Genomic DNA, 22,855 nt, shown 5'->3' on the forward strand with positions numbered 1-22,855 from the left:
AGGAACAGAACTCATGCCAGATAGTGCCCCGCAACAACTGCTCCACCTCGTCATCGGCGGCGAGCTCGTCGATCTCGAGCACAACACCTTCAAGAATTTGGACGAGGTCGACATCGTCGGCCTTTATCCGAACTATGCCACCGCCCACGCCGCCTGGCGGGCCAAGGCGCAGAGCACGGTCGACAACGCGCAGATGCGCTACTTCATCGTCCACCTGCATCGGCTGCTCGATCCAAATCAAGAACCGGCGCGTTGAAAAGACTGCTTCGCAATACGCTGCGAAGCAGCTGGTTTCAGCGTGCCGTCGGGGTCCTGGCGGCCGAATATCTGCGACTGGTCTGGCGGACCAACACCTTCACCTTCGACCCGCCTGACGTCTACGAACGCGTCGAGCCGCAGCTCCCTGCGATCTTCGCGTTCTGGCACGGCCAGCATTTCCTGACGCCCTTCATCAAGAACCAGAACAAGGCCTCCTATCGGGCCAAGGTGCTGATCTCCCGGCACCGCGACGGCGAGTTCAATGCCATCGCCGCCGAGCGGCTCGGGATCGGCACCATCCGCGGTTCCGGCGACCATGGCGGCGCGTTTCACCGCAAAGGTGGCGTCGGCGCCTTCAAGGAAATGGTGCGGACGCTCCAGGCCGGTTGTAATGTCGCGCTGACCGCCGATGTCCCCAAGCGCTCGCGCGCGGCCGGGCTCGGCATTATCATGCTGGCACGCGAATCGGGGCGGCCGATCATGCCTTTCGCGATGGCGACCAGCCGCTTCGTCCGGCTCAAGAACTGGGATCGCACCACCATCAATTTGCCATTCGGGCGGGGCGCATTGGTCGGCATCAAGGAAATCCACGTTCCCGCAGATGCCGACGCCGCCATGATGGAGACGTTGCGGCAGGAGCTGGAAGACACGTTGAACGAGGCGACCCGGCGCGCCTATGCGCAGCTCGGACGCCCGGGACCAGAAGATGCCTAAGTCGCTGCCCATTGCGCTGCCGATCACGCTGCGGATGTACCGGCGCCTGGCCGCCGGCCTGGTGCCACTTGCGCCTGCGCTGATCAAGCGGCGGCTGAAGCAGGGCAAGGAGGATCCCGCTCGCGTCGGCGAGCGGCGGGGGCTGTCCCGCGACGTGCGGCCGCATGGCCCGCTGGTCTGGATCCACGGTGCCAGCGTTGGCGAGGTGCTGGCGGCCGCCGCGCTGATCGAACGCCTGCGCGATCTCAATCTGCGCATCCTGCTCACCTCGGGCACGGTCACCTCGGCCGCGGTCGTCGCAAAACGCTTTCCGCCCGACGTCATCCACCAATACCTGCCGTATGACTCGCCGCGCTATGTCGCGCGCTTCCTCGATCATTGGAAGCCGTCGCTGGCGCTGTTCATCGAATCCGATTTGTGGCCGAACCTGATCCTCGCCGGCGCGGCGCGGCGGGTGCCGATGGTGCTGATCAACGGGCGGATGTCGCCGCGTTCGTTCCCGCGCTGGCGGCGCATGCACGGTACCATCTCGGCGCTGCTGTCGCGGTTCGACATCTGTCTTGCGCAGTCGAAGACCGATGCCGAGCGCTTTGCCGCGCTCGGTGGCCGCGACGTGGCGACGACGGGCAATCTCAAGCTCGACGTGCCCGCGCCCCCGGCCGACCCCGCCAAGCTCGAACGGCTGATGGCGATGACGCGCGGGCGGCCGATCGTCGTCGCTGCCTCGACCCATCCGGGCGAGGACGAGATGCTGGTCGCGGCGCATCGCAGCCTGGTCGGGTTCTTCCCGCAGCTTCTCACCGTGATCGTGCCGCGGCACCCGGATCGCGGCACCTCGATCGCAGGCCTCGTCACGGCGTCCGGCCTGAAGCCCAGCTTGCGCTCGCGCGAGGAGCTGCCGACGGCGACGACCGACATCTATGTCGCCGACACAATGGGCGAGCTCGGCCTGTTCTATCGGCTCTCGGAAATCGTCTTCATGGGTGGATCGCTGATCCACCATGGCGGGCAGAATCCGATCGAGGCGATCAAGCTGGGCGCCGCGATCGTCCACGGTCCGCATGTGTTCAACTTCGCCGACGTCTACGAGGCGCTCGATACCAGCGGCGGGGCGCGGCAGGCCGACACGCAGGAGGCGCTGGTCAAGCAGCTCGGCCAGTTGCTGGCCGATCCCGTCATCCGCGACAAGATGCAGCGCGCCGCCTCCGGCGTGGTCGAGCAGCTTGGCGGTGCGCTCGATCGCACCATGACCGCGCTCGAGCCGTATCTGCTGCAGTTGCGGATCGAGATGGGGGCCGCCAATGCGTGAGCCGGCCTTTTGGTACCGGCCACGTTCCCTCCAATCATACGCGCTATGGCCGCTCGGAGCGGTCTACGGGGCGATCACTGCACGGCGCATGCTGCGCCAGGGCGTGGACGCCGGCATCCCCGTGATCTGCGTCGGCAACTATCATGTCGGCGGTGCCGGCAAGACGCCGACCGTGCTGGCGTTGACCAAGGTCCTGCGCGAGCTCGGCGAGACGCCTGTCGTGCTCAGCCGGGGCTATGGCGGGCGCCTGAAGGGGCCGGCGATGGTCGACCGCTCACGCCACAGCGCGGCCGATATCGGCGACGAGCCCCTGATGATGGCGCGTGACGTCCCGGTCGCCGTCGCGCGCGACCGCCTCGACGGCGTCGCACTGGCGAAGTCGCAAGGCGCCACCGTGATCCTGATGGATGACGGCTTCCAGAATCCTGCTCTGTTCAAGGATGCCTCGCTGATCGTGATCGACAGCGAGCGCGGCCTCGGCAACGGCGAGGTGTTTCCCGCAGGCCCGCTGCGCGCACCGCTTGAGGTGCAGCTCGCGCGCACCGATGCGCTGGTGCTGATCGGCGGCGGCAATGCCGCCAACGACGTCGCGGCGGAGATCGCGAAGCGGAACAAGCCCGAGCTGCGTGCGCGCCTGAAGCCGGATGCGGCCTCGCTCGCGCAGCTGCTCGGCAAGCGGGTGTTCCCCTTCGCCGGCATCGGCGATCCCGAGCGTTTCTTCCGCACCCTGCGCGCGAGTGGGATCGACGTCGCGCGCACGCGCGCCTTCGCCGACCACCACATGTTTTCGGAAGGCGAGATCGCGGCGCTCGCAGCGGAGGCGCAGCGCGAGCAGCTCACGCTGGTGACCACGGAAAAGGATCTTGCACGCTTGCGCGACCGCGCAGGCATACCTGACGGCATCGTGCCGTTGGCGGTTCAGCTCGAATTCGATGACCCGGCGAAGCTGCGGCAATTGATCAGCGATCATCTGTACAGAGCGCGCGAGCGAAGATTCAGTGCGCGCTGATCGCGCAGCGTGAGGCAACGTCTCTACCCTAGTCGCGAAACGCGAAATGTCGCTGCTGGCGAATCTTCTTCCGCGCGTTGTTCACGCAGGACGAGATCAAGCAGGTCCGCCAGAACGCGGCGAAGCTGCGTTCCTCCTATTCGCCGCCGGGAAGCTGATCGCCGGACCCAGAGCGCAGCCGCCGTCGTCGGACGACGCGGCGGCTGTACTCATGTCGAAGCCGGACTCATGTCTGCAACGAGCCGAGGGGGCATGCTCACCACGCGCCGACGGCCATCAATCCGATGATGGTCAGGCACGACATGCAGGCCACGACGAATGTGTAGCATTCGGGTGTATTCATTGCCGTCTCCCAAACTGTTGCCAATTGCTTGGTCACTGCTACGCGGGAGTGATCGCCGCTCTCGGAGCCGCTTCAATTCGGCTGGCCGTGATCGGTCTTGCAATGTGCGTCCGTTCTCTCATCGTCACCTTGCGTCGCGGGACGATGATCTGCTGCAATAGCTTCAGTGCGCTCGGCCGCGATCAAGAGCTGCTTGCGCATCTCAGCGAGACGGGCGCGGCAATATTCACGATAGAGCAGGTCGAAAATGGCGGGCATGATCACCCCCATCGATTAATTTACGATTACAGGTATTCCACCGCGAATTTTCAAGGTGATCGTAGCCCGTTGGGTGGCTCTTCGATATGAGCCCGTTCACAGACCGCGCCAATTCCAATGCTCGATGGCTGTTTGGTTGACCTGATCGTCTGTGCGATAAAAGAACAGGGCTAGTTACCTAACAAGCAGTATAGCAGTTCTCTGTTTCGGCAGAACTTCATCAAACAACTCTAGGGCGCCGAACCGCAGCAAAGAATCCAACCACAAGGCGAAACGACTTACCCACGGCTGCAAGGTATGTAGAACGCAAGCGACCGGCACGACAGCGACCATCTTGCTGAGTTGCCGGCGATGCCGCGCGGGAACATCGCCCTGTTCCTTCGCGCGGCAAAACCGCCGGTCGACGACCTCAACTCGGAAAACATGCACGCGCGGTCAGCGTCACCGGGGACAGGTTGATGATCTGCGGAAACTCGAATGAATAGCTCGCGCTGACCTGGTTGCCGCACGCGGCCGTGGCAAAGCTGAATGTCCCCGGCGGGAGCGTGAGGCCGAAGGCCTGCTGGGCAGCGTAGGTGGTTATGGCGCTGCTGCTCGGGCAGAGCGTGTTGTTGACGGTCGCGCAGCGCGCCGCCATTTCGCTGCCATGCTGGAGTCCCAGCTGAGTCCAGAACAAAAGTCCGCATTCGATGATCCCGAATATGAACAGGAAGAACGCGGGAGCGGTCAGCGCAAATTCCAGCGCTGAGGCGCCCCGCGTGTCTCGCCATAATGCGGTGAGTTTCACTGCAGCCTCGTGGTGGACTGCGCGGTGTACGTGTATGTGGCCGCCACGATCTGATAATCGATGATGGTAGAGTACGTCGCTCGCGCGGAGACCGTCGTATATGTTCCGGCCGGCGCACCGCCGGCACAGACCGTTCCGCAGCTGGTGGCGCTGACGCCCGCACTCGTTGGACATCCGCAGAATTGGACCGGCGGAGGTGAAGCGGTGATGTTCGTCGCGCTGGTGGCACTTGCAACGGCGTTCGCGATGCCGTTCGTGTCGAAGCCGCGCGCAATCGCGTACTGGGCTCCCGCTTGCGCGGCATTTTCGACCTGCATCTTGCGATAGAGGGCAAGCCCGATGTCCGTGATCGAGACGACCATCAGAGACAGCACGGGAATCAGAATCGCGAATTCGGCGGCCGCGACGCCCCGTTGATCGCCGGCCGCATTGCGCACGTGCCGCGCCAGAGAACCAAGCAATCGACGGCCGAACCTGGATGAGAAATTCTGGATCTGCATCGCTCCAAACCTCATTCGACGAGCTGCGCGGTTTGCGAACCGATCGTCGCGGTGCCGAGCGCGGTGCAATTGACCTGCAGGTTCGATGTGCCGCTGAAGGTCAGCGTGTCCGCGATGATCTTGGTGCAGGATGTGCTGGTGCCGTTGCCGCCGCTGAAGCTGAGATTGGCCTTCGGCAGGTAGATGGCACCGCCGAAATTCTGCGTGCTGCCGCCGGTCAGATTGAAATTGGTCCCGGCCGGCATGTTGCGGTCGCCGTACATGACGATGCCCTTCAAGGGGCCGCTGGTCGGCCCGGTCAGGTCGACCGTCGCGTTGCTGCCGATTGAGGCGGTGCCCCAGTCGCTGCCAGAGCCCGTGAACACCAGGGTGACGCCGCTGCCGGTGATGGTGGCATTTCCGGCGACGCTCAAGCTCGCGCCGTCCAGATAGTAGATGCCCGGATTGAGGTTCAGGACCGCGCCGGCATTGACCGTAATGCTTCCCATGTAGCAGCCGGGGTCGAGCGAGTTTGTTTTTCCGTTGGCGTTGACCGTGATCTTGGCATTGGTGCAACTCGGCCGCGCAGGCGGAGAGACGTCGGCATAGGGATCGGCGACAGGCGTGATGTGCGTCTTGACCCCGTTGGTCGCCGTGATGCTGCTCGCGCCGGAGACGTCGCCGACCACGCCGACCTGGTTCGCCGCGACCGTGGCGCTGCCGGCGACGTTGAGCGAGGGGCTTGCGCTCGAGTTGCTGTAGAGATTGCACTTGATCAGGTTGAGTTGGTTGCCGCCGCTGACGTTGACAGCGGGGCTTGCGCTCCTGTTGAGCGCAAGGACGCAGCCCGTCCCGGAATTGGGCACCGCGACCGAGCGCGCGGTGATTGGCACGCGATCCGAGCCGAACAAGGCCGATAGCAGCCGACGCTGCGGTTGACTGACGATGACTTCGATCGCCTGCGAATTCGACGCTTGACTGCCGGTTTTTGGCGGCTGGTTCACCGTGACAGTGACGTCGTTCGCCCCGTCGGTGTAACCATAATTTGCCGCGACCGCTTTGGCTTCCGACGAAGGGTCGGCCCCTGCACTGGCAGCGGTCGCAGCGCTGACCGCGCCGGAATCTGCGACGCTCTGCATGTTCTTGTGCTTGTAGTACCACCAGCCCACTTCCGTTCCGAGGCCGGCGGTGCCGACCAGGACCGGCATGAGCAGCGCAGAAATGAGCACGTAGCTGCCCTGCTCGTCGCGGATGAACCGTTCAAGCAAATGATCCTTTGAGCTCGAAGGTGCACCGAACGAACGGCTGAAAGTTCTCCGGAGGTCCATCGTTCCTGCCCGATTGCCACTTTATCCCGAGGCAATGTGGTGCAGGCCGGCTTAAATGGGCCCCAATGGAAGCCGGACAATTTTAGATATCGGCGAACATTCAGCCGGCATTCATGGCCGCAATCTTATTGAATGAAGCCGTCCAGGAGAGTCAGATGAAATTGCGGTCTGCAATTGTTACCGCCAGCCCCGTGTGTCTGCCGGTTTTGCCCGCTCTGCGAGAGTTACGAGAGCCGAAGGATCACGACTGCTTCAGCGCGCCGGGAAAATGCCGCTGCAGCACCGCGGCAGGCGTGGAATAGGCCTCCTGCAGGTCGACGCTCCAGTACTTCAGCTCGTCGAGCGGGATGCGGACGTCGGTGATCGCGCAGCGCACGAAGGTCCCCGGCGAGATCACGCGGAAATCGCCGTCGAGATATTGCACCTGCGCTTCGCCATGGCCCGAGGGGCCGAACTTGTTCAGCACGGTCGAAAGTCTCCGCGGAAAGCCTCTCCACGGAAAACCGTGGAAGGCACGATGTGTTGGACGGGATGTAGCATAGATGGGGTGGCTTGTCCGCCCGTTAAACCCACCGGTTCGTGATGATTTGCCGCCGTTCTCGCATGATAAGGCTTCAGTCGAAGGGGCGCTGGTTCCGGCAGCTCCTGCGGCAGATTCCGATGCGACTGCGACTGACGGCTTTGTTCCTGACGCTGTTGATGTCGGCCGCGCACGCCGGCCCGGCGCCGCAGCCGGTGGAGATTCCGCTCGCCTCCGGGGTGCTCCATGCGCAGCTCTACAAGCCGGAGGGCGCGGGGCCGTTTCCGGCCGTGATCGCGCTGCACGGCTGCGGCGGGCTGAGTAGCCATTCCGATCCCGTGCTGCCGCGCTATCGCGATTGGGCCGAGCGCCTGCTCAAGGCCGGCAATGCCGTGCTGCTGCCGGACAGCTACGGCTCGCGCGAGCTCGGCCCGCAATGCCGCGTCAAGGAGATGCACGTCAAGGCGCGGCGCGAACGCGTCGCCGATATCGCGGCCGCGCGCGCCTGGCTGATGCAGCAGCCTTTCGTGGCGCAGGACCGTGTCAGCCTGATCGGCTGGGCCAATGGTGCGAGCGCGCTGCTGTGGGCTGTGCGTCCGCAGAGCGCAGGGCGCGATCACGGTCCGGATTTCCGCGCCGCGATCGCGTTCTATCCGGACTGCCGGATCTCGGCGGGCCTGGGCTGGAGCACGCGGGTCCCGACGCTGGTCTTGATCGGCGCCGATGACGAGGTGTCGTCGCCGCCGGCCTGCCGCCAGATGGTGGAGGGCGCGCGCGGCCGCAGCGCGCTGGCGCGCATCGTGGTCTATCCCGGCGCCGACCACGATTTCGACCGCGCCGGCACGCATGCAGCCGCCGCACCCGACCCCTTGGAGGCCGAGGCCCGCGCCGCCTCGGAGAAGGACGTCGCGCAATGGCTGGCGCGGTGATGGGAGCCGTAGCCCGGATGGAGCGAAGCGAAATCCGGGGTCGTGCCCCAGGCTGCACCGTCCCGGATTATGCTTGCGCTCCATCCGGGCTACGCACCCGTCCCGGAATCGACGGCTCGCGCATTCGGTTTCAGCCCGTGGCCGCGCCATCATTCGACCACGATGTCGATTAAACGCATCTCACATGCGCAACCGCATCACGCTCTTCGCCTCCGCCCTGGTCGTCTTCACCGTCGCGATCCTGCTGTTCGAAGCCCACGCCGGCGCTCCCCATCGCGCGCCGGACCATTGCGGCTTCTGGACCACGATCGAGGCGGGATTGTCCTGCCGCTGAAGTAGATTTGAATGAGGGACGCGCTGCCTCCACGTCGTCATTGCGAGCGCAGCGAAGCAATCCAGAATCTCTCCGCGGAAGCAGTCTGGATTGCTTCGTCGCAAGGGCTCCTCGCAATGACGCGGATAGAGCCCGCCCTGCCTTCTCAGAACAAGCTGCCCTGATCCACCGGCTTGCGCTTGGGCGCCGGCTTCGTCTCCGCCGCCGGCTTCGGCTGCGCCGGCGCGCGCCTCGCCGCGGGCGCCGCACGATCCGCATCCGCGGTCGCGCCGACGCGGCCATCGGCGAACTCGATCTCGACACGCGCACCGGGGCCGATCGCCTCCGCCGCATGCACGGGATGTCCCGCCTCGTCGCGCACGAGCGCAAAGCCGCGCGCGAGCACGCTGCGATAGGACAGCGCGGAGAGCAGCTTGCCGCTGTTCTCGACCCGCGTCTCTAACCGGTGCAGCAGCGTCGCCAGCGCGCGCTCTGCCCGTTCGGCCAGGCGATGGGTGCGCTCGCGCTGGCGGAGAATCGCGTTGCGCTGGGCCTGCGCATTCGAAAGCTTTGAGGCGCGCAGGCGCACCTCGAGGCCCGCAAAGCGGTCGCGCCGCTGCCGCAGCAGCGAGCGCGCCGACAGGCCCAGCCGCTCGCCGCACACGGTGAGCCGATGGTCGGCCTGCGAAATCTGCCCGTGCAGCACGCGCAGCGTCAGTTTCGCGCTTGCGGCGGTGAACCTGCGGAAATGCGCATGCGTGTTGGCCTTCAGGCAGCGGGGCAGGGACGCGCCTGCCGAATCCAGCCGCTGCCGCGGGATCGCCAGGAGATCGCCCGCCGCGGGCAGCGCGCGCGCGGCGGCGCGCAGCTCGCTGCGGCGGCTCTCCTGGGCGCGCTGCCAATAGGCGCGGGTGCGGCGCCCGAGATCGCCCACCTCGACGAACAGCTCGCTGCGCACGGGAACGGCCATCTCGGCCGCGGCTGTTGGCGTCGGCGCGCGCTTGTCGGCGACGAAGTCGATCAGCGTGATGTCGGTCTCGTGCCCCACCGCCGAGATCAGCGGGATGATGCTCTCAGCTGCGGCGCGCACCACGATCTCCTCGTTGAACGACCAGAGATCCTCCAGCGAGCCGCCGCCGCGCGCGACGATCAGCACATCGGGCCGCGGAATCCTGCCGCCCGGGGCAAGCGCGTTGAAGCCGCGGATCGCGGCCGCGACTTGCTCGGCCGAACCGTCGCCCTGCACCTTGACCGGCCACACCAGCACGCGGCGGGGAAAGCGGTCCTCCAGCCGATGCAGGATGTCGCGGATGACGGCGCCGGTCGGCGAGGTCACGACGCCGATCACCTCCGGCAGCCACGGCAGCAGCTGCTTGCGCGCCTCGTCGAACAGGCCCTCAGTGGCGAGCTTCTTCTTGCGCTCCTCCATCAGCGCCATCAGCGCGCCGATGCCGGCCGGCTCCAGCGCCTCGATCACGATCTGGTATTTCGAGGAACCCGGATAGGTCGTGAGCTTGCCGGTGGCGATCACCTCGAGCCCCTCCTGGGGCTTGAAGCGCATGCGGCTGTGCACGCCCTTCCAGATCACCGCCTCGATCTTGGCGCTCTCGTCCTTGAGCGCGAAATAGCAATGGCCGGAGGAATGCGCCCCGCGAAAGCCGGAAATCTCGCCGCGGACGCGGACATGGCCGAAGGCGTCCTCGACCGTCCGCTTCAGGGACAGGGACAGTTCGGAGACGGTGAATTCAGGCGCGTTGAGCAGTTGTTCCGCAGGCGGCATCTCAAAAACGATTCGGCATTTTGGGGTCAGGCCCGACGTTAAGGATTTTCGTGAGGTAGCGCCAATCCGGGGATTGATTAAAAGAGTACTCTGTAATATAGAGTTCTCTGAAATCTGGCTGGAGGGGATGGTCATGGCGATGCAATTGCTGCGTGGGGTGCTGAGCTTGCTGAAATGGGGCCTCTGCGCGGTCGGCGCCGTGGCGCTGCTCGTGACCGCCCTAATCGCGACGCCGCTGCAGCGGCCGAACGAGCTGCGCTCGGTCTCGGACTCCGCCAAGGGCATCGACTGGTCCTCGCTGCCGCCGCTCGAGCGCTTCCAGGCCCGTGACGGCACCTGGCTCGGTTTCCGGCACTATGCGGCGAAGGGGGCCGCGACCGATCGCGGCGCCATCTTCATCCACGGCTCCTCCGGCTCGAGCGGCACCGTCAACCACGCGCTGACCCAGGCGATCGCCGCGCGCGGCGTGGAGAGCTGGGCGCTCGACATCCGCGGCCATGGCGGCTCCGGCACCCGCGGCGACATCTCCTATGTCGGCCAGCTCGAGGACGATCTCGTCGATTTCGTCGCGCATGTCCGAAAAAGTGCCCCGGACCTGCCGCTGACCTTGCTCGGCCATTCCGCCGGCGCCGGCTTCTCGCTGCGCGTCGCCGCGACGCCGATCATGCAGGACATGTTCGTGCGCACCGTGCTGATCGCGCCCTATCTCGGCTATGACGCGCCGACCAACAAGCCGAATTCCGGCGGCTGGGCCAATCCGGACATTCCGCGTTTCCTCGGCCTTGCGGCCCTGCGCAAGCTCGGCATCGACTGCTGCTCGCAGCTTCCGGTGCTCGCCTTCGCGGTGCCGCCGAATTCCGAGAAGCTGCTGACCGCGACCTATTCCGACCGCCTGATGCGCAACTTCGCGACGCGCGGCTACCGGCTCGATCTGCCCCGCGTGACCCACCCGATGACGATCTTCGGCGGCGCTGAGGACGAGATGATGATCTCGGACAAATACGCGGACACCGTGCAGGCGCTGAAGCCGTCGGTCGACGTCAGGATCATCGACGGCGTCAACCACATGGGCATGGTCACAAATCCCAAGGCCGTCTCGGCGATTGCCGAAGACGTCGCCACGCGCGGGAGCGGACAGTCATGATGCGATCCCGTTTACGGGCTGAAGGCAGGGCCATCGCATCTGAGCATGACGTGACAGGGCGCGCGGCCATCCTTCGAGACGCCCGCCCTCGGCGGGCCCTCAGGATGAGGACCGGGGGTTTGGGTACTGATCTACAGGTAAACCTGCCTTCAGCCTCATCCTGAGGAGACCGCGCAGCGGTCGTCTCGAAGGACGAGGCGTGCGCTTGGTATCAGCGCGAGCCTTATGCGATGCCCCCGGGAAAGAAAGGAACGACATGATCGACAGCAGCGAAGCTTCCGCAGCGCTGACCGATATCGAGGACACGGTCCGTCGTGTGCGGCAGTCGCAGATTTATGAAGTCTCCAGTCTCGTCCTGCTGATGTGGGGCGGGCTGGCGTTCGTCGGCAACATCGCGGGCTGGTTCTGGCCGCGCTACGGGCTCTATATCTGGTTCGCAGTGTACGGGGTGTCGGCCGTAGGGCTGATCATCATCGGCGTCTATCACCGCTCGAAGAGCCGCATCCGGGTGTTCGACGGGCGCTATTTTCTGACGTTTGGGTTGATCGCCGCCTTCGGCATCTTCGTCTGCTACTTCGGTCAGTTCACGCCGCGCCAGCAGACAGCGTTCTGGCCGATCTACATCATGCTGTTCTACATGATGGCCGGCGTCTGGTTCGGCTATGCCTTCCTCGTCATCGGCGCCACCATCGTTGCGCTGACGCTGATCGGCTATTTTTACATCCCCGGCATATCGCTGTTGTTGTGGATGGCAGTCGTCAATGGCGGCGGGCTGACCCTCGGCGGGCTCTGGATGCGGCGGAGCTAGCCATGGCCGAGCTCGACGACATCATCCACCAGCCGCTGCGCCTGAAGATCATGGCCGCGCTGAACGCCCTGCCTGCGGAGGTGGGGCTGGAATTCGTCCGCCTGAAGAAGCTGACCGGCGCCACCGACGGCAATCTCGGCGCGCATATCGAGACGCTTGCCAAGGCCGGCTACGTCTCGGTGGAGAAGGCGTTCGTCGGCAAGAAGCCGCAGACGACGGTGACGGCCACGGCTGCAGGGCGCGGCGCGTTCGCGCGGCATGTGGCGACGTTGCAGGAGATCATTGCGGGGAGGCAGGCGTAGCCCTGCGATGCAGATCATAGTGCCCTCTCCTTTGCGGGAGTGTCGGGGGACCCGAGTCCAAGGACGAACGTACAACCCCTCGCTTTTCAGTGCTCTTCAAGGTAGTAAGAGATAGGGGGGTACCATGCAGGAAGAAGTAAAGGTCGAAGTAAGGCCTGATTTTCTCGCGCGGCAGGCGAAAGCGCAGCCTATGCAGGCGCTGGCGGAGCTGATTTGGAATTCTCTCGATGCTGACGCGACATCTGTCAGCATTGAGTTCGAGCCAGACGGTATCGGCGGCATCTCTAAAATCGTTATTGCGGACAATGGAGACGGCATTCCGCGCGAAGAGGCTCCGCAGGTCTTCAAAAACCTTGGAGGATCTTGGAAGCAACTACGGCTGACCACACCCCGCTTGAATCGCATGCTCCACGGACGCGAGGGGCGCGGCCGGTTCAAAGCGTTTGCCCTCGGCGGGGTGGTCGATTGGAAGATCATTTACGCGAAGGATGGCACTCCGTTCCGCTATGACGTCGCCGTGCTGGAGCAACAGATTGAGCGGGCCCGTGTTGGGGAGGAAGCACCGGCTCCCGGCGCCGCCACCGGAGTAACGGTGGTGATATCCGAACTGAAGAGGCAGTTCAGTTCGTTACAGCCGGAAAACGCCATTCAAGAGCTTTCAGAGATATTCGCTATCTATCTCAAGGATTATCGCAACGTCACGATCACGATCGCAGGCGATCGAATCGACCCGCATCGGGCAATCGCAGGTACATGGAACTTCGAGTTAGTGCCCATCGCGGCCGATGATGGAGAACAGCACTCTGTCGATCTCGAAATAATCGAATGGCGCGGACAAACCCGCCGAACCCTTTATCTGTGCAACGAGCAGGGCTTCCCGTTATCGCAAGTAGAGACGCGCTTCCATGTAGGGGACTTCCATTTTTCTGCTTACCTGAAATCCAGCTTTATCAGCGAGCTGCATCAAGACGGACGGCTTGATCTCGCGGAAATGGTCCCGGCTCTGGTTGCCTCCATCGAGGAAGCGCGAGCAAAGGTCAAAGAGGTCTTCCGAAACCGCGCGGCTGAGCGGGCTCGGATCGTGGTTGACGAATGGAAAGAGAAGAAGGTCTATCCTTACGAAGGCGACCCGGTGACGCCCGTTGAGAAGGCCGAGCGCCAGATTTTCGACATCGTCGCCGTTACTGTTCAAGATGCCTCGCCAGAATTCAGCGACACCGCCTTAAAGCAAACCGCCCTACATCTAAGGCTGTTGCGCCATGCCATCGAGCGCAGTCCGGCCGAGCTACAGCTTATCCTCGATCAAGTTCTGAAATTACCGAAGCGGAAGCAGAAGGAGTTGGCGGAGCTGCTCAACGAGACGACTCTCGCTGGAATCATTAGTGCCGCTACCCTCGTCGCTGATCGTTTGAAGTTCCTTGAAGCCTTACGCTTCATCCTGTTCGACTACGAGGCTCGGCAGAAGCTGCGCGAGCGTTCGCAGCTTCATAAGATTTTGGAACAGAACACATGGATTTTTGGAGAGGAGTATAATCTCTGGGCAAGCGACAAGGACCTTACGACGGTGCTGAAAATTCATCGGGATAAGCTCGATCCCGATCTCGTCATCGATGACCCCGTCAAGGTGATCAACAAGACGCGAGGCATTGTCGATCTCATGCTGTCACGTGCGCAGCGCCGACATCGTCCGGATGACATTGAGCATTTGGTGATCGAGCTTAAGGCACCGAAAGTCACCATCAATGCAGAGCATCTGAACCAAATCGAAGGTTATGCCTTAGCTGTAGAGGAGGATGCTCGGTTCAACCGCATTGAGGGGCTGCGCTGGCACTTTTGGATCATTTCCGATGCATACAACAAGCAGGTCGAGGCTCGCATAAAGGGTGGGCCTGACCCGCAGCGTCGTCTGGTCCTCAGGACCGACAGGGTCAGGGTAGGCGTCAAGACATGGGGCGAAATCCTCGAGGAGAACCATGCCCGTCTTCAATTCGTGAAAGAGAAACTCGAACATCGCGTCGATGATGGTCAATCGCTCGCCTTCTTGCAGGAGCGACATCGCGAACTACTAGAAGGCGTGCTGATCAACGATGATGAAGGGGCGGATGATGCAAGCGATGCGGCGCAGGGCAACTTAGAAACCCCGGTTGGCGAGTAGCAATTCGCTTATGACATGGCGACGCTTTCCCTCACTTTGGCGTAGACGACTATGAGGGCAAGCTGAAACCTATTAGGTCACTTGAGAACAGCAAACCACCTAAACGCCACGGCGGCCCATCGGGCGAAGTCGATCAGCGACAGCTCGGCCCGCCAGTCATTGCGCCCCTTGCTTCCATACAGATAGAGGCGCGGGTGGTAGTAAACGCCTTCCTCATCGGGGTTGTTGGCTGCATCGGGAATCTCGACGTCAAACCGGATGTCGGTCGCGTGAATGATCTTGTTGCAGGCCTCGCGCAAAGTGAGAACCTCGACTTTGTCTCGATCGGTCGCCCAGTTTGGAAACAGCTTTCCGCAATCTGATTTCGCCTCATCTGCCGGTCCCTGCGATTGATCAAACTGGATTCGAACGCCCGTCGCACAGGAGATCAAAATTCGCGTTGCCTCGGACTTGAAGTAGCCCGCCTGCATCATTGATATGGCAGATGAAGCAAGGCCAAGCGTCGCCACCTCGCGAGAAGCAAAGACCATGCAGACGAGCCGGTAGAGGTCGAGCAGGAACGCGCCCGGCTCAATCGCGTGAGGCTGCTTCTCGTTAGTGAAGAAAAGTTTTTCCTCGGCCATCAGGGCAACATAAGCGATTCGCCCCCTCCGCCACTGTCAGGCAACTTTCTACTTCACACCGGCCATACATCCGGACGATTGCCAATTGATTTCGCTCGGCAATTCCCGCTATTGCAAGGGAAGAGGGGCAGCGAGCAAGCCGCCCCGGAATGACTGGGAATGGGAGGCCGCCCTCTTGAGCCCCACCCCGATTCGTGCGACCTCCGCCCCCAAGCCAACCCCCTCATCCTGAGCCCTCGATGCACATTCTCCTGCTCGGTTCCGGCGGCCGCGAACATGCTCTGGCGTGGAAGATCGCGGCCTCTCCCCTGGTGACCAAATTCTGGTGCGCGCCCGGCAATGCCGGCATCGCCAGGGAGGCGGAATGCGTGGCGCTCGATGTCGCCGACCATGCCGCGGTGATCGAGTTCTGCAAAAAGAACGCGGTCGAGCTCGTGGTGGTCGGGCCGGAGACGCCGCTCGCGGCCGGCATCGTCGATGATCTCACCGCCGCCGGCATCAAGGCGTTCGGGCCGAGCAAGGCGGCGGCCCAGCTCGAAAGCTCCAAGGGGTTCACCAAGGCGCTGTGCACCGAGTTCGGCATTCCCACCGGCGCCTACAAGCGCTTCACCAAGGCCAATGACGCGCGCGCCTATGTGCAGAGCCAGGGCGCGCCGATCGTGGTCAAGGCCGACGGCCTTGCCGCCGGCAAGGGCGTCGTCGTTGCGAAAACCGTGCGCGAGGCCGAGGACGCCATCGCCATGATGTTCGAGGGCGCCTTCGGCGAGGCCGGCGCCGAGGTCGTGATCGAGGAGTTTCTGCCCGGCCGCGAGATCAGCTTCTTTGCGCTGTGCGACGGCGAGACGGCGATCCCGCTCGCCTCCGCCCAGGACCACAAGCGCGTGTTCGACCACGACGTCGGCCCGAACACCGGCGGCATGGGCGCCTATTCGCCGACGCCGCTGGTCACGCCCGCCATCCACGACGCGATCATGGCGAAGATCATCCTGCCGACGGTCGCGGGCATGAAGCAGCGCGGCACGCCGTTCCGCGGCGTGCTCTATGCCGGCATCATGCTGACGACGCAGGGGCCAAAGCTATTCGAGTTCAACGTGCGCTTCGGCGATCCCGAGTGCCAGGTCCTGATGCTGCGCATGATGAGCGACATCGTGCCGGCCTTGCTTGCGGCTTGTGATGGGCAGTTGAAGCATTTCGATCTGCGCTGGCACAAGGAAACCGCGCTCACCGTGGTGATGGCAGCGAAGGGCTATCCCGGCGACTACCAGAAGGGCACGCGCATCGAGGGGTTAGAGGAGGCCGCCAAGGTCGACAATGTCGAGATCTTCCATGCCGGCACGGTGGCGAAGGACGGCGCGATCCTCGCCCATGGCGGCCGCGTGCTCAATGTCTGCGCGTTGGGAGCGACCGTGACGGAGGCGCAGGCCCGCGCCTACCAGGCCGTCGACCGCATCCACTGGCCGGACGGTTTTTGCCGCCGCGACATCGGCTGGCAGGCCGTGGAGGCGGAGAAGGCCAAAAGCTAGCCCGCCGTTGCGGGAGGCGCGCAAGCGCGCCGATCCGCAAATCTCGGGCGTTCGCGTCACCGCGCCGCCACATCCGCACGCCAGAATGTGCAATCGACTGTTGGGGTTAGTTGCCCCGACGATAATACCGGTACTGTGCATGGGGTTGTTTTCGACATTTTGTGTCGAGGCCCCGGGACCGACCAACAAGGATGCAACAAGATGTCCGATCTCGCCGACCTCTATCCGGGCTTTGCCGCCGAATGGATCGATACCTCGTTCGGCCGCGTCTTCGCCCGCGTCGGCGGCAAGGGCCCGCCGCTGCTGCTCCTGCACGGCTTCTCCGAGACCCACGTGATGTGGCATCAGGTGGCGCCCGAGCTCGCGGAGGCCTTCACGCTGATCATCGCCGATCTGCCGGGCTACGGCTGGTCCGACATGCCCGCGAGCGATGCGTTGCACATCCCCTACAGCAAGCGCGCCATGGCGAAAGCCATGGTCGAGGTCATGGAGCGCCTCGGCCACGTGCATTTCGCGCTCGCCGGCCACGACCGCGGCGGCCGCGTCTCCTATCGGCTTGCGCTCGATCATCCCGGCCGGCTGTCGAAGCTCGCCGTGCTCGATATCCTGCCGACCTATAATTACTGGGAACGGATGAACCGCGCCTACGCCTTGAAGATCTATCACTGGACCTTCCTGGCGCAGCCCTACCCGCTGCCGGAGACGCTGATCACAGGGCAGGGCGAGTTCTTCCTGCGCTTCAAGATGGCGAGCCAGACCAAGTCGAAGACGCTGGACGCGATCGACCCGCGCGCGCTCGCGCATTACCTCGCCCCGTTCCGCGATCCCGCCCGCATCCACGCAATGTGCGAGGATTACCGCGCCGGCGCCTATTTCGACTACGACCTCGACAAGGCCGATTTCGAGGCCGGCAAGAAGATCACCGTGCCGATGCTGGCGTTGTGGGGCAATGCCGGCGTCGCCCAGGCCGCCGCGACGGCGCTCGACACGTGGAAGCAATGGGCGACCAACGTCGACGGCATGCCGGTGGATTCGGGGCACTTCCTGACGGAGGAGAATCCGGAGGTCACCGCGAGGGCGCTGCGCGAGTTCTTCCTGGCAGGCTAGCGCCGCTCCCGAAAGAACTCCTTGAGCAGCCGCGCCGCCTCGCTCTCGCCGACGCCGGAATAGACGTCCGGCGCGTGGTGGCAGGTCGGCGAGGCAAAGAAGCGCACGCCCGATTCCACCGCGCCGCCCTTGGGGTCGGCCGCGCCGTAATAGAGCCGGCGGACCCTTGCAAACGAGATCGCGCCCGCACACATGGTGCAGGGCTCCAGCGTCACGTAGAGGTCGCAGTCGACCAGCCGCTCGCTGCCGATCTTCGCGGCGGCCGCGCGCAGCGCGATGATCTCGGCATGGCCCGTCGGATCGTGGTCGGTCAGCGTCCGGTTGGCCGCGGTGGCGATGACCTCGGAGTTGCGGACCACCACGCATCCAATCGGAACTTCGCCCGCTTTTCCGGCATTTTCGGCCGCCAGAAGCGCCAAATCCATGAAAGAAGGGGCTTTCATGCCTCGTATCATCGCCAGAAACCTGCTACTAGCTCCGCCTTCAGCAAGAGTGGATACCGATTTTGCCTGAGCATGCGGCTCGGAACGAGCGCGCACAATGCTCGCGCCACCCCTTAAGTGAGATTAGTCATGCCTCGCGACAGCGACAAAGACAACGATTCCCGCGGCCGGCGAGGCCCGGCCAAAGGCCGTGGCGGCAAGCCGCGCGGCCCTGAGAAGAAATTCGCCAAGCGCGGCTTCGAAGGCAAGGGCAAGGGCGAGCGCGACAGCGGCCCACCCCGTGGCGACCGTGACAGAAGTCCATTCCGCCGCCGCGAGGAGGGCGACGCACCGCGCCGCGATTTCAGTGACCGTCCCCGCTTCAAGCGCGACAGTGAGGAGCGCGGTGAGCGCAGCTTCAAGCTCCGTGGCGATCGTCCGTTCAAACCGCGTGGGGACCGTCCGACATTCGACCGTGACGAGCGCGCGCCACGTGGCGAGCGAAGCGAGCGGCGTTTCGAGGACCGCAAATTCTCGCGTGGCGGTGCGGATCGGCCGCGCAAGGATTTCGGCCGCGACCGCGATTTCCGGGATCGCAAGGGCGACCCGGGAGATCGCAAGCGCGGCTTCGAGGGCGGCGATCGCAAGCGCAGCTTTGGCGATCGCCCGCGCGATCGCGGCGAGCGCGGTGATTCCAAGCCGTGGCAGAAGCGCGAGGCGGGCCCGCGCGGTGACCGCCCGCGCAAGAGCTTCGACAAGGATTTCGGCGGCCGCGATCGCGGCGACGAGAAACCTTGGCGTCAGCGTGACGACCGCCGTGAGGGTGGCCGTGGCGAGGATCGTCCGCGTTTCTCCCGGCGCCGGGACGAGGGCGACGATCGCCCGCGCTTCTCGCGTCCGCGCGAGGAGCGCTCCGGTGACGATCGTCCGCGCTTCAACCGCTCGCGCGAGAAGCGCCCCGAAGGCCGCATGGACTGGCAGGAGCATCCGCGCAGCGAGGGCCGCTTCCGCGACCGTCCGCGCCGCGAGAACGAGGACGACAGCCGGATCTTCGAGAAGCGTCCCGCCTTCGGCGGCCGCGGCGCCTATCGCGAGCACGATCGTGATTTCGAGGGCCGGCCGCGCCGCGACGACGCGCCGAAGCCGAAGAAGGCCGGCGAGCGCATCGCCAAGGTGCTGGCCCGCGCCGGGCTCGCCTCGCGCCGCGACGCCGAGGAGATGGTCACGCAGGGCCGCGTCACCGTCAACGGCCGCGTCATCAATTCGCCGGCGCTCGACGTCACCAGGAACGACGTCGTCATGGTCGACGGCAAGCCGTTGCCCGAGCGCGAGCGCACGCGGCTTTTCCTCTACCACAAGCCGCGCGGGCTGATGACGACGCATGACGACCCCGAGGGCCGTCCGACCGTGTTCGACAATCTGCCCGAAGGCTTGCCGCGGCTGATCAGCGTCGGCCGGCTCGACTTCAACACCGAGGGCCTGCTGCTGCTCACGAACGATGGCGGCCTCGCGCGCACGCTCGAGCTGCCCGACACCGGCTGGCTGCGCCGCTACCGCGTCCGCGCCCATGGCGACGTCACCCAGGCGCAGCTCGACGAGCTCAAGAACGGCATCGAGATCGATGGCGTCAAATACGGTCCGATCGAGGCGACGCTGGAGCGCGACCAGGGCGCCAATGTCTGGCTGGTGTTCGCGATCCGCGAAGGCAAGAACCGCGAGGTGCGCAATGTCTGCGCCCATCTCGGCCTCGAGGTGAACCGGCTGATCCGCGTCTCCTACGGCCCGTTCCAGCTCGGCGAGATTCCCGAAGGCCAGGTCGAGGAGATCCGCTCGCGCGTGCTGCGCGAGCAGCTCGGCGACAAGGTGATCGAGAAGTCGGGCGCGCAGTTCGACGTGCCCTCGAAGTCATCCTCGCGCGCCGACGACGCACCCGGCGAGAAGAAGCCGGCCAGCAAGCGCGCGGTGATCAACGACCGCAAGGGCCGCCGCGTGCTGGTGCAGCGTACCGGCAGTGAAGAGGCGCGCGAGCGCAACGAGATGGAGGCGAGCGGCTACGGCCCGCCGCGCCGTCCCAAGCGCGGCTATCACGGCAAGCGCGATTTGACGCCGCGGGAGGACTGACGTTGCGCGTCGTTGGCGGTCGTTTGAAGGGGCGCAATCTCGCCTCACCGTCCTCGCGCGACATCCGCCCGACGGCGGACCGGTTGCGCGAGTCCGTGTTCAACATCCTCGTGCACGCCTATGACGATCCGATTCAAGATGCGCGCGTGCTCGATCTTTTCGCCGGCACCGGCGCGCTCGGCATCGAGGCGGTCTCGCGCGGCGCCAAGTTCACGCTGTTCGTCGACAACGGCGCGGAGGCGCGCGCGCTGCTGCGTAATAATGTCGAGGCACTCGGCCTCGGCGGCGTCACAAAGGTGTATCGCCGCGACGCGACCGATCTCGGCCCCGCGCATCCCGTCGAGCCGTTCTCGCTGGTGTTCCTCGATCCGCCCTACGGCAAGGGCTTTGCGGAGAAGGCGCTCGCGAGTCTGCGCGACGGCGGCTGGCTCACCCCGGGGGCGCTGCTGGTGGTGGAAGAGGCGAAGGCCGCGCAGTTCGTGACGCCGGAAGGTTTTGAGGAATTGGAGCGGCGCGCCTATGACGACACTGAGTTCGTGTTTTTGAAGAGGCCGTAGGTGCATCACCGCCTTCCGAACAGCTTCTCCACGTCGCTCAGTTTGAGCTCGACATAGGTCGGCCGGCCGTGGTTGCACTGGCCGGAGTTCGGCGTCTCCTCCATTTCGCGCAGCAGGGCGTTCATCTCTTCCGGCCGCAAGCGGCGGCCGGCGCGCACCGAGCCGTGGCAGGCCATGGTGGCGGCGACGTGCATCAGGCGGCGTTCGAGCGGCAGCGCCTCGTCCCATTCGGCCAGGTGCTCGGAAAGATCGCGCAAGAGGCCACCGGCATCGGTCTTGCCGAGCAGCGACGGCGTCTCACGCACCGCGACCGCGCCGGGGCCGAAGGATTCGATGGCAAGGCCGAACGACGCCAGCTCCTCGCTGCGCTCCAGGAGGCGCTCCACCGTCGCCTCCTCCATCTCGACGATCTCGGGGATCAGCAGGATCTGTCGTTGCACGCCGTTCGTAGCGAGCGAGGCCTTCAGCCGCTCATAGACAATGCGCTCGTGCGCGGCATGCTGATCGACGATGATCAGGCCGTCGCGGGTTTGCGAGACGATGTAGGTCTCGTGGATCTGCGTGCGCGCCGCGCCGAGGGGGCGGTCGACGAGATCGCCGACGGGCTGCGTCTCGATCCGCACGTCAGCGCTGGGCGCGCCGACGTCGAACGCAGCCTGCGCGCGCTCGGCGAAAGCAGGTGCGGCGGCGCCTTCGAACGACGGCATCGGCGCCACCGGGGCGGCTGGCGAGGCGCGCCAGTCCCAGCCTGCGGGACGCGGCGGAGTGAACACAGGCCGGAATGAGGACAATGCGCTCTCGCCGCTGTTGGCGGCGGTGCGGCGGCCCTCGCGTGCGAGCGCTTCCTTCAATCCGTGCACGATCAGCGCGCGGACGAGGCCGGCATTGCGGAAGCGCACCTCGGTCTTGGCCGGATGCACGTTGGCATCGACCTCGCGCGGATCGAGCGTGACGAACAGCGCCAGCACCGGATGGCGATCGCGCGGCAGATAGTCGGAATAGGCCGCGCGCACGGCGCCGAGAATGAGCTTGTCGCGCACCGGTCGGCCGTTGACGAACAGATATTGGCCGAGCGCGTTGGCCTTGGTCAGCGCCGGCGCCGCAGCATAGCCGGCGACGACGACGCCCTCGCGCTCGGCATGGACCTCGATGGCGTGGCTGCGGAACTCGGCGCCGAGGATGTCGCCGAGCCGGGTCAGCCGTCCGGCCGAGCCGGGCAGCGCGGCGGCCCAGGTCACCGGCGCGCGCTCCTCGCCCGCGAGCGTGAAGGCAACGTCGGGCCGTGCCATCGCCAGCCGCCGCACTACCTCGCGGATCGCTTCCGCCTCGGTGCGGTCGGTCTTCAAGAATTTCAGCCGGGCCGGGGTCGCATAGAAGAGGTCGCCAACCTCGACGCGCGTGCCATGCGCCAGCGCCGCCGGCATGATCTCGGACTTCTCGCCGCCCTCGACCGATAGCGCCCAGGCGTGCGGCTCGCTGGCGTGCCGCGTGGTGATGGAGAGGCGCGCCACCGAGCCGATCGAGGGCAGGGCCTCGCCGCGGAAACCGAGAGTGCGGATCTGAAGCAGGTCCTCGTCGTCGAGCTTGGAGGTGGCGTGGCGTTCCACGGCGAGCGCAAGGTCCTTCGCGGTCATGCCGCTGCCGTCGTCGGTGATGCCGATTCGCCGCCGCCCGCCGGCGTCCGTGAAGACGTCGATGCGGCTCGCCCCGGCATCGATCGCGTTCTCGACCAGCTCCTTGACCACACTCGCCGGACGTTCGACCACCTCGCCGGCGGCGATCCGGTTAACGATCTGTTCGGGAAGTTGGCGGACGGGCATGGGCTCACTCGGCGAATGTCCCAGTCTAATGCCGCCTCGCAACAAATGCATGGGGAAGGTCACACTTCCCACATACCAGATGTGGGAAATCCCGAGCTTCGGGCAGTTCCAACGAATGCGGCGGTGTCGCCGCGCCGCCGCATATGAGGAGCACAATTCCGCGAAAGCGCCCCGAAAACCCTAAACGATCACCACACGACGCGGCTTGCATCACAGCGCGCCGTTCGAAGTCTCTTCGCGATGAAC

At 64.9% G+C, this 22,855-nt stretch carries 23 protein-coding genes; 14 read left to right on the forward strand and 9 right to left on the reverse strand.

Translation table 11 applies throughout. The annotated features are described in order from the left end of the window. Positions 1–13: 13 nt before the first annotated feature. Genes HZZ16_RS28995 through lpxK form a run of 4 tightly spaced genes read left to right on the forward strand, consistent with a single transcriptional unit; the run spans position 14 to position 3,290 of the window. Positions 14–256, forward strand: a complete 243-nt coding sequence (locus HZZ16_RS28995) for a DUF4170 domain-containing protein (protein WP_036009212.1) — start codon at positions 14–16, stop codon at positions 254–256. Then, entirely contained in the window at positions 253–972 is a 720-nt protein-coding gene (locus tag HZZ16_RS29000; RefSeq protein WP_197953249.1) for a lysophospholipid acyltransferase family protein, read from the forward strand. Before HZZ16_RS28995 ends, HZZ16_RS29000 begins: the two co-directional genes overlap by 4 nt. Continuing rightward, positions 965–2,281: a 3-deoxy-D-manno-octulosonic acid transferase gene (locus HZZ16_RS29005; RefSeq protein ID WP_246510498.1), complete on the forward strand. Its 1,317-nt coding sequence runs from the start codon at positions 965–967 to the stop codon at positions 2,279–2,281. Before HZZ16_RS29000 ends, HZZ16_RS29005 begins: the two co-directional genes overlap by 8 nt. Continuing rightward, a complete protein-coding gene (gene lpxK, locus HZZ16_RS29010) occupies positions 2,274–3,290 on the forward strand; it encodes a tetraacyldisaccharide 4'-kinase (RefSeq protein WP_197953253.1) in 1,017 nt (338 codons plus the stop codon). The genes HZZ16_RS29005 and lpxK overlap by 8 nt, the downstream gene beginning before the upstream one ends. A 415-nt stretch (positions 3,291–3,705) precedes the next feature. Here lpxK and HZZ16_RS29015 read toward each other — a convergent pair whose 3' ends face one another. From HZZ16_RS29015 to HZZ16_RS29035, 5 genes are all read right to left on the reverse strand, one after another. Beyond that, the gene (locus HZZ16_RS29015) at positions 3,706–3,903 is read right to left on the reverse strand and encodes a hypothetical protein (protein ID WP_197953255.1); all 198 of its coding nucleotides are present in this window, start codon (positions 3,901–3,903) and stop codon (positions 3,706–3,708) included. A gap of 397 nt (positions 3,904–4,300) precedes the next feature. Further along, complete coding sequence (locus tag HZZ16_RS29020) at positions 4,301–4,678, reverse strand: TadE/TadG family type IV pilus assembly protein (protein WP_311974249.1); 378 nt, start codon at positions 4,676–4,678, stop codon at positions 4,301–4,303. Next, positions 4,675–5,178 (reverse strand): TadE/TadG family type IV pilus assembly protein, encoded by a 504-nt coding sequence (locus tag HZZ16_RS29025; protein WP_197953257.1) that lies wholly within the window; start codon positions 5,176–5,178, stop codon positions 4,675–4,677. Before HZZ16_RS29025 ends, HZZ16_RS29020 begins: the two co-directional genes overlap by 4 nt. An 11-nt stretch (positions 5,179–5,189) precedes the next feature. Then, positions 5,190–6,425: a TadE/TadG family type IV pilus assembly protein gene (locus HZZ16_RS29030; protein WP_246510500.1), complete on the reverse strand. Its 1,236-nt coding sequence runs from the start codon at positions 6,423–6,425 to the stop codon at positions 5,190–5,192. A gap of 301 nt (positions 6,426–6,726) precedes the next feature. Further along, a complete protein-coding gene (locus HZZ16_RS29035) occupies positions 6,727–6,951 on the reverse strand; it encodes a DUF2093 domain-containing protein (RefSeq protein ID WP_197953260.1) in 225 nt (74 codons plus the stop codon). A 194-nt stretch (positions 6,952–7,145) separates the two neighbouring features. Between HZZ16_RS29035 and HZZ16_RS29040 the strand changes: the two genes are divergently transcribed. After that, positions 7,146–7,934, forward strand: a complete 789-nt coding sequence (locus tag HZZ16_RS29040; RefSeq protein ID WP_197953261.1) for a dienelactone hydrolase family protein — start codon at positions 7,146–7,148, stop codon at positions 7,932–7,934. A gap of 184 nt (positions 7,935–8,118) precedes the next feature. Next, positions 8,119–8,268, forward strand: a complete 150-nt coding sequence (locus HZZ16_RS29045; RefSeq protein WP_197953262.1) for a hypothetical protein — start codon at positions 8,119–8,121, stop codon at positions 8,266–8,268. A 145-nt stretch (positions 8,269–8,413) separates the two neighbouring features. Here the strand turns inward: HZZ16_RS29045 and xseA are convergent, their stop codons facing one another. Then, complete coding sequence (gene xseA / locus HZZ16_RS29050; protein ID WP_197953263.1) at positions 8,414–10,027, reverse strand: exodeoxyribonuclease VII large subunit; 1,614 nt, start codon at positions 10,025–10,027, stop codon at positions 8,414–8,416. A gap of 133 nt (positions 10,028–10,160) precedes the next feature. On the opposite strand from xseA, the gene HZZ16_RS29055 reads away from it, so the two are divergent. The 4 genes from HZZ16_RS29055 to HZZ16_RS29070 all read left to right on the forward strand — a co-directional run bounded on the left by HZZ16_RS29055 (position 10,161) and on the right by HZZ16_RS29070 (position 14,436). Beyond that, a complete protein-coding gene (locus HZZ16_RS29055; protein WP_197953264.1) occupies positions 10,161–11,171 on the forward strand; it encodes an alpha/beta hydrolase in 1,011 nt (336 codons plus the stop codon). A 256-nt stretch (positions 11,172–11,427) separates the two neighbouring features. After that, on the forward strand, positions 11,428–11,979 hold the full coding sequence (locus HZZ16_RS29060) for a hypothetical protein (RefSeq protein WP_197953265.1): 552 nt from the start codon (positions 11,428–11,430) through the stop codon (positions 11,977–11,979). Positions 11,980–11,981: 2 nt separating this feature from the next. Further along, positions 11,982–12,281 (forward strand): winged helix-turn-helix domain-containing protein, encoded by a 300-nt coding sequence (locus HZZ16_RS29065; RefSeq protein WP_197953266.1) that lies wholly within the window; start codon positions 11,982–11,984, stop codon positions 12,279–12,281. A gap of 124 nt (positions 12,282–12,405) precedes the next feature. Continuing rightward, positions 12,406–14,436 carry an ATP-binding protein gene (locus HZZ16_RS29070; protein ID WP_197953267.1) on the forward strand — a complete coding sequence of 677 codons (2,031 nt, stop codon included), beginning with the start codon at positions 12,406–12,408 and terminating at the stop codon, positions 14,434–14,436. Positions 14,437–14,513: 77 nt separating this feature from the next. Here HZZ16_RS29070 and HZZ16_RS29075 read toward each other — a convergent pair whose 3' ends face one another. Continuing rightward, on the reverse strand, positions 14,514–15,059 hold the full coding sequence (locus HZZ16_RS29075) for a hypothetical protein (RefSeq protein WP_197953268.1): 546 nt from the start codon (positions 15,057–15,059) through the stop codon (positions 14,514–14,516). Between the two features lie 239 nt (positions 15,060–15,298). On the opposite strand from HZZ16_RS29075, the gene purD reads away from it, so the two are divergent. Then, on the forward strand, positions 15,299–16,582 hold the full coding sequence (purD, locus tag HZZ16_RS29080; protein WP_197953269.1) for a phosphoribosylamine--glycine ligase: 1,284 nt from the start codon (positions 15,299–15,301) through the stop codon (positions 16,580–16,582). A gap of 201 nt (positions 16,583–16,783) precedes the next feature. Further along, positions 16,784–17,689 (forward strand): alpha/beta fold hydrolase, encoded by a 906-nt coding sequence (locus HZZ16_RS29085; protein ID WP_197953270.1) that lies wholly within the window; start codon positions 16,784–16,786, stop codon positions 17,687–17,689. On the opposite strand, the gene HZZ16_RS29090 is transcribed toward HZZ16_RS29085, so the two are convergent. Further along, positions 17,686–18,144 carry a nucleoside deaminase gene (locus HZZ16_RS29090; protein WP_197953271.1) on the reverse strand — a complete coding sequence of 153 codons (459 nt, stop codon included), beginning with the start codon at positions 18,142–18,144 and terminating at the stop codon, positions 17,686–17,688. The two genes, HZZ16_RS29085 and HZZ16_RS29090, sit on opposite strands and share 4 nt — an antisense overlap. A 117-nt stretch (positions 18,145–18,261) precedes the next feature. Between HZZ16_RS29090 and HZZ16_RS29095 the strand changes: the two genes are divergently transcribed. Beyond that, positions 18,262–20,232, forward strand: a complete 1,971-nt coding sequence (locus HZZ16_RS29095) for a pseudouridine synthase (RefSeq protein WP_197953272.1) — start codon at positions 18,262–18,264, stop codon at positions 20,230–20,232. 2 nt (positions 20,233–20,234) lie between these two features. Further along, entirely contained in the window at positions 20,235–20,789 is a 555-nt protein-coding gene (gene rsmD / locus HZZ16_RS29100) for a 16S rRNA (guanine(966)-N(2))-methyltransferase RsmD (protein ID WP_197953273.1), read from the forward strand. 5 nt (positions 20,790–20,794) lie between these two features. Here the strand turns inward: rsmD and mutL are convergent, their stop codons facing one another. After that, positions 20,795–22,609: a DNA mismatch repair endonuclease MutL gene (gene mutL / locus HZZ16_RS29105; protein ID WP_197953276.1), complete on the reverse strand. Its 1,815-nt coding sequence runs from the start codon at positions 22,607–22,609 to the stop codon at positions 20,795–20,797. Positions 22,610–22,855 lie beyond the last annotated feature (246 nt).

This window comes from Bradyrhizobium glycinis, assembly GCF_016031655.1.
Lineage (GTDB): Bacteria > Pseudomonadota > Alphaproteobacteria > Rhizobiales > Xanthobacteraceae > Bradyrhizobium > Bradyrhizobium glycinis.

Bases quoted from the DNA above. Each gene is read 5' to 3' on its own strand.
- HZZ16_RS28995 (WP_036009212.1), top strand. From the start codon at position 14: ATGCCAGATAGTGCCCCGCAACAACTGCTCCACCTCGTCATCGGCGGC.
- HZZ16_RS29005 (WP_246510498.1), top strand. From the start codon at position 965: ATGCCTAAGTCGCTGCCCATTGCGCTGCCGATCACGCTGCGGATGTAC.
- lpxK (WP_197953253.1), top strand. From the start codon at position 2,274: ATGCGTGAGCCGGCCTTTTGGTACCGGCCACGTTCCCTCCAATCATAC.
- HZZ16_RS29015 (WP_197953255.1), bottom strand. From the start codon at position 3,903: ATGGGGGTGATCATGCCCGCCATTTTCGACCTGCTCTATCGTGAATAT.
- HZZ16_RS29025 (WP_197953257.1), bottom strand. From the start codon at position 5,178: ATGCAGATCCAGAATTTCTCATCCAGGTTCGGCCGTCGATTGCTTGGT.
- HZZ16_RS29040 (WP_197953261.1), top strand. From the start codon at position 7,146: ATGCGACTGCGACTGACGGCTTTGTTCCTGACGCTGTTGATGTCGGCC.
- HZZ16_RS29045 (WP_197953262.1), top strand. From the start codon at position 8,119: ATGCGCAACCGCATCACGCTCTTCGCCTCCGCCCTGGTCGTCTTCACC.
- xseA (WP_197953263.1), bottom strand. From the start codon at position 10,027: ATGCCGCCTGCGGAACAACTGCTCAACGCGCCTGAATTCACCGTCTCC.
- HZZ16_RS29055 (WP_197953264.1), top strand. From the start codon at position 10,161: ATGGCGATGCAATTGCTGCGTGGGGTGCTGAGCTTGCTGAAATGGGGC.
- HZZ16_RS29060 (WP_197953265.1), top strand. From the start codon at position 11,428: ATGATCGACAGCAGCGAAGCTTCCGCAGCGCTGACCGATATCGAGGAC.
- HZZ16_RS29065 (WP_197953266.1), top strand. From the start codon at position 11,982: ATGGCCGAGCTCGACGACATCATCCACCAGCCGCTGCGCCTGAAGATC.
- HZZ16_RS29070 (WP_197953267.1), top strand. From the start codon at position 12,406: ATGCAGGAAGAAGTAAAGGTCGAAGTAAGGCCTGATTTTCTCGCGCGG.
- HZZ16_RS29075 (WP_197953268.1), bottom strand. From the start codon at position 15,059: ATGGCCGAGGAAAAACTTTTCTTCACTAACGAGAAGCAGCCTCACGCG.
- purD (WP_197953269.1), top strand. From the start codon at position 15,299: ATGCACATTCTCCTGCTCGGTTCCGGCGGCCGCGAACATGCTCTGGCG.
- HZZ16_RS29085 (WP_197953270.1), top strand. From the start codon at position 16,784: ATGTCCGATCTCGCCGACCTCTATCCGGGCTTTGCCGCCGAATGGATC.
- HZZ16_RS29090 (WP_197953271.1), bottom strand. From the start codon at position 18,144: ATGATACGAGGCATGAAAGCCCCTTCTTTCATGGATTTGGCGCTTCTG.
- HZZ16_RS29095 (WP_197953272.1), top strand. From the start codon at position 18,262: ATGCCTCGCGACAGCGACAAAGACAACGATTCCCGCGGCCGGCGAGGC.
- mutL (WP_197953276.1), bottom strand. From the start codon at position 22,609: ATGCCCGTCCGCCAACTTCCCGAACAGATCGTTAACCGGATCGCCGCC.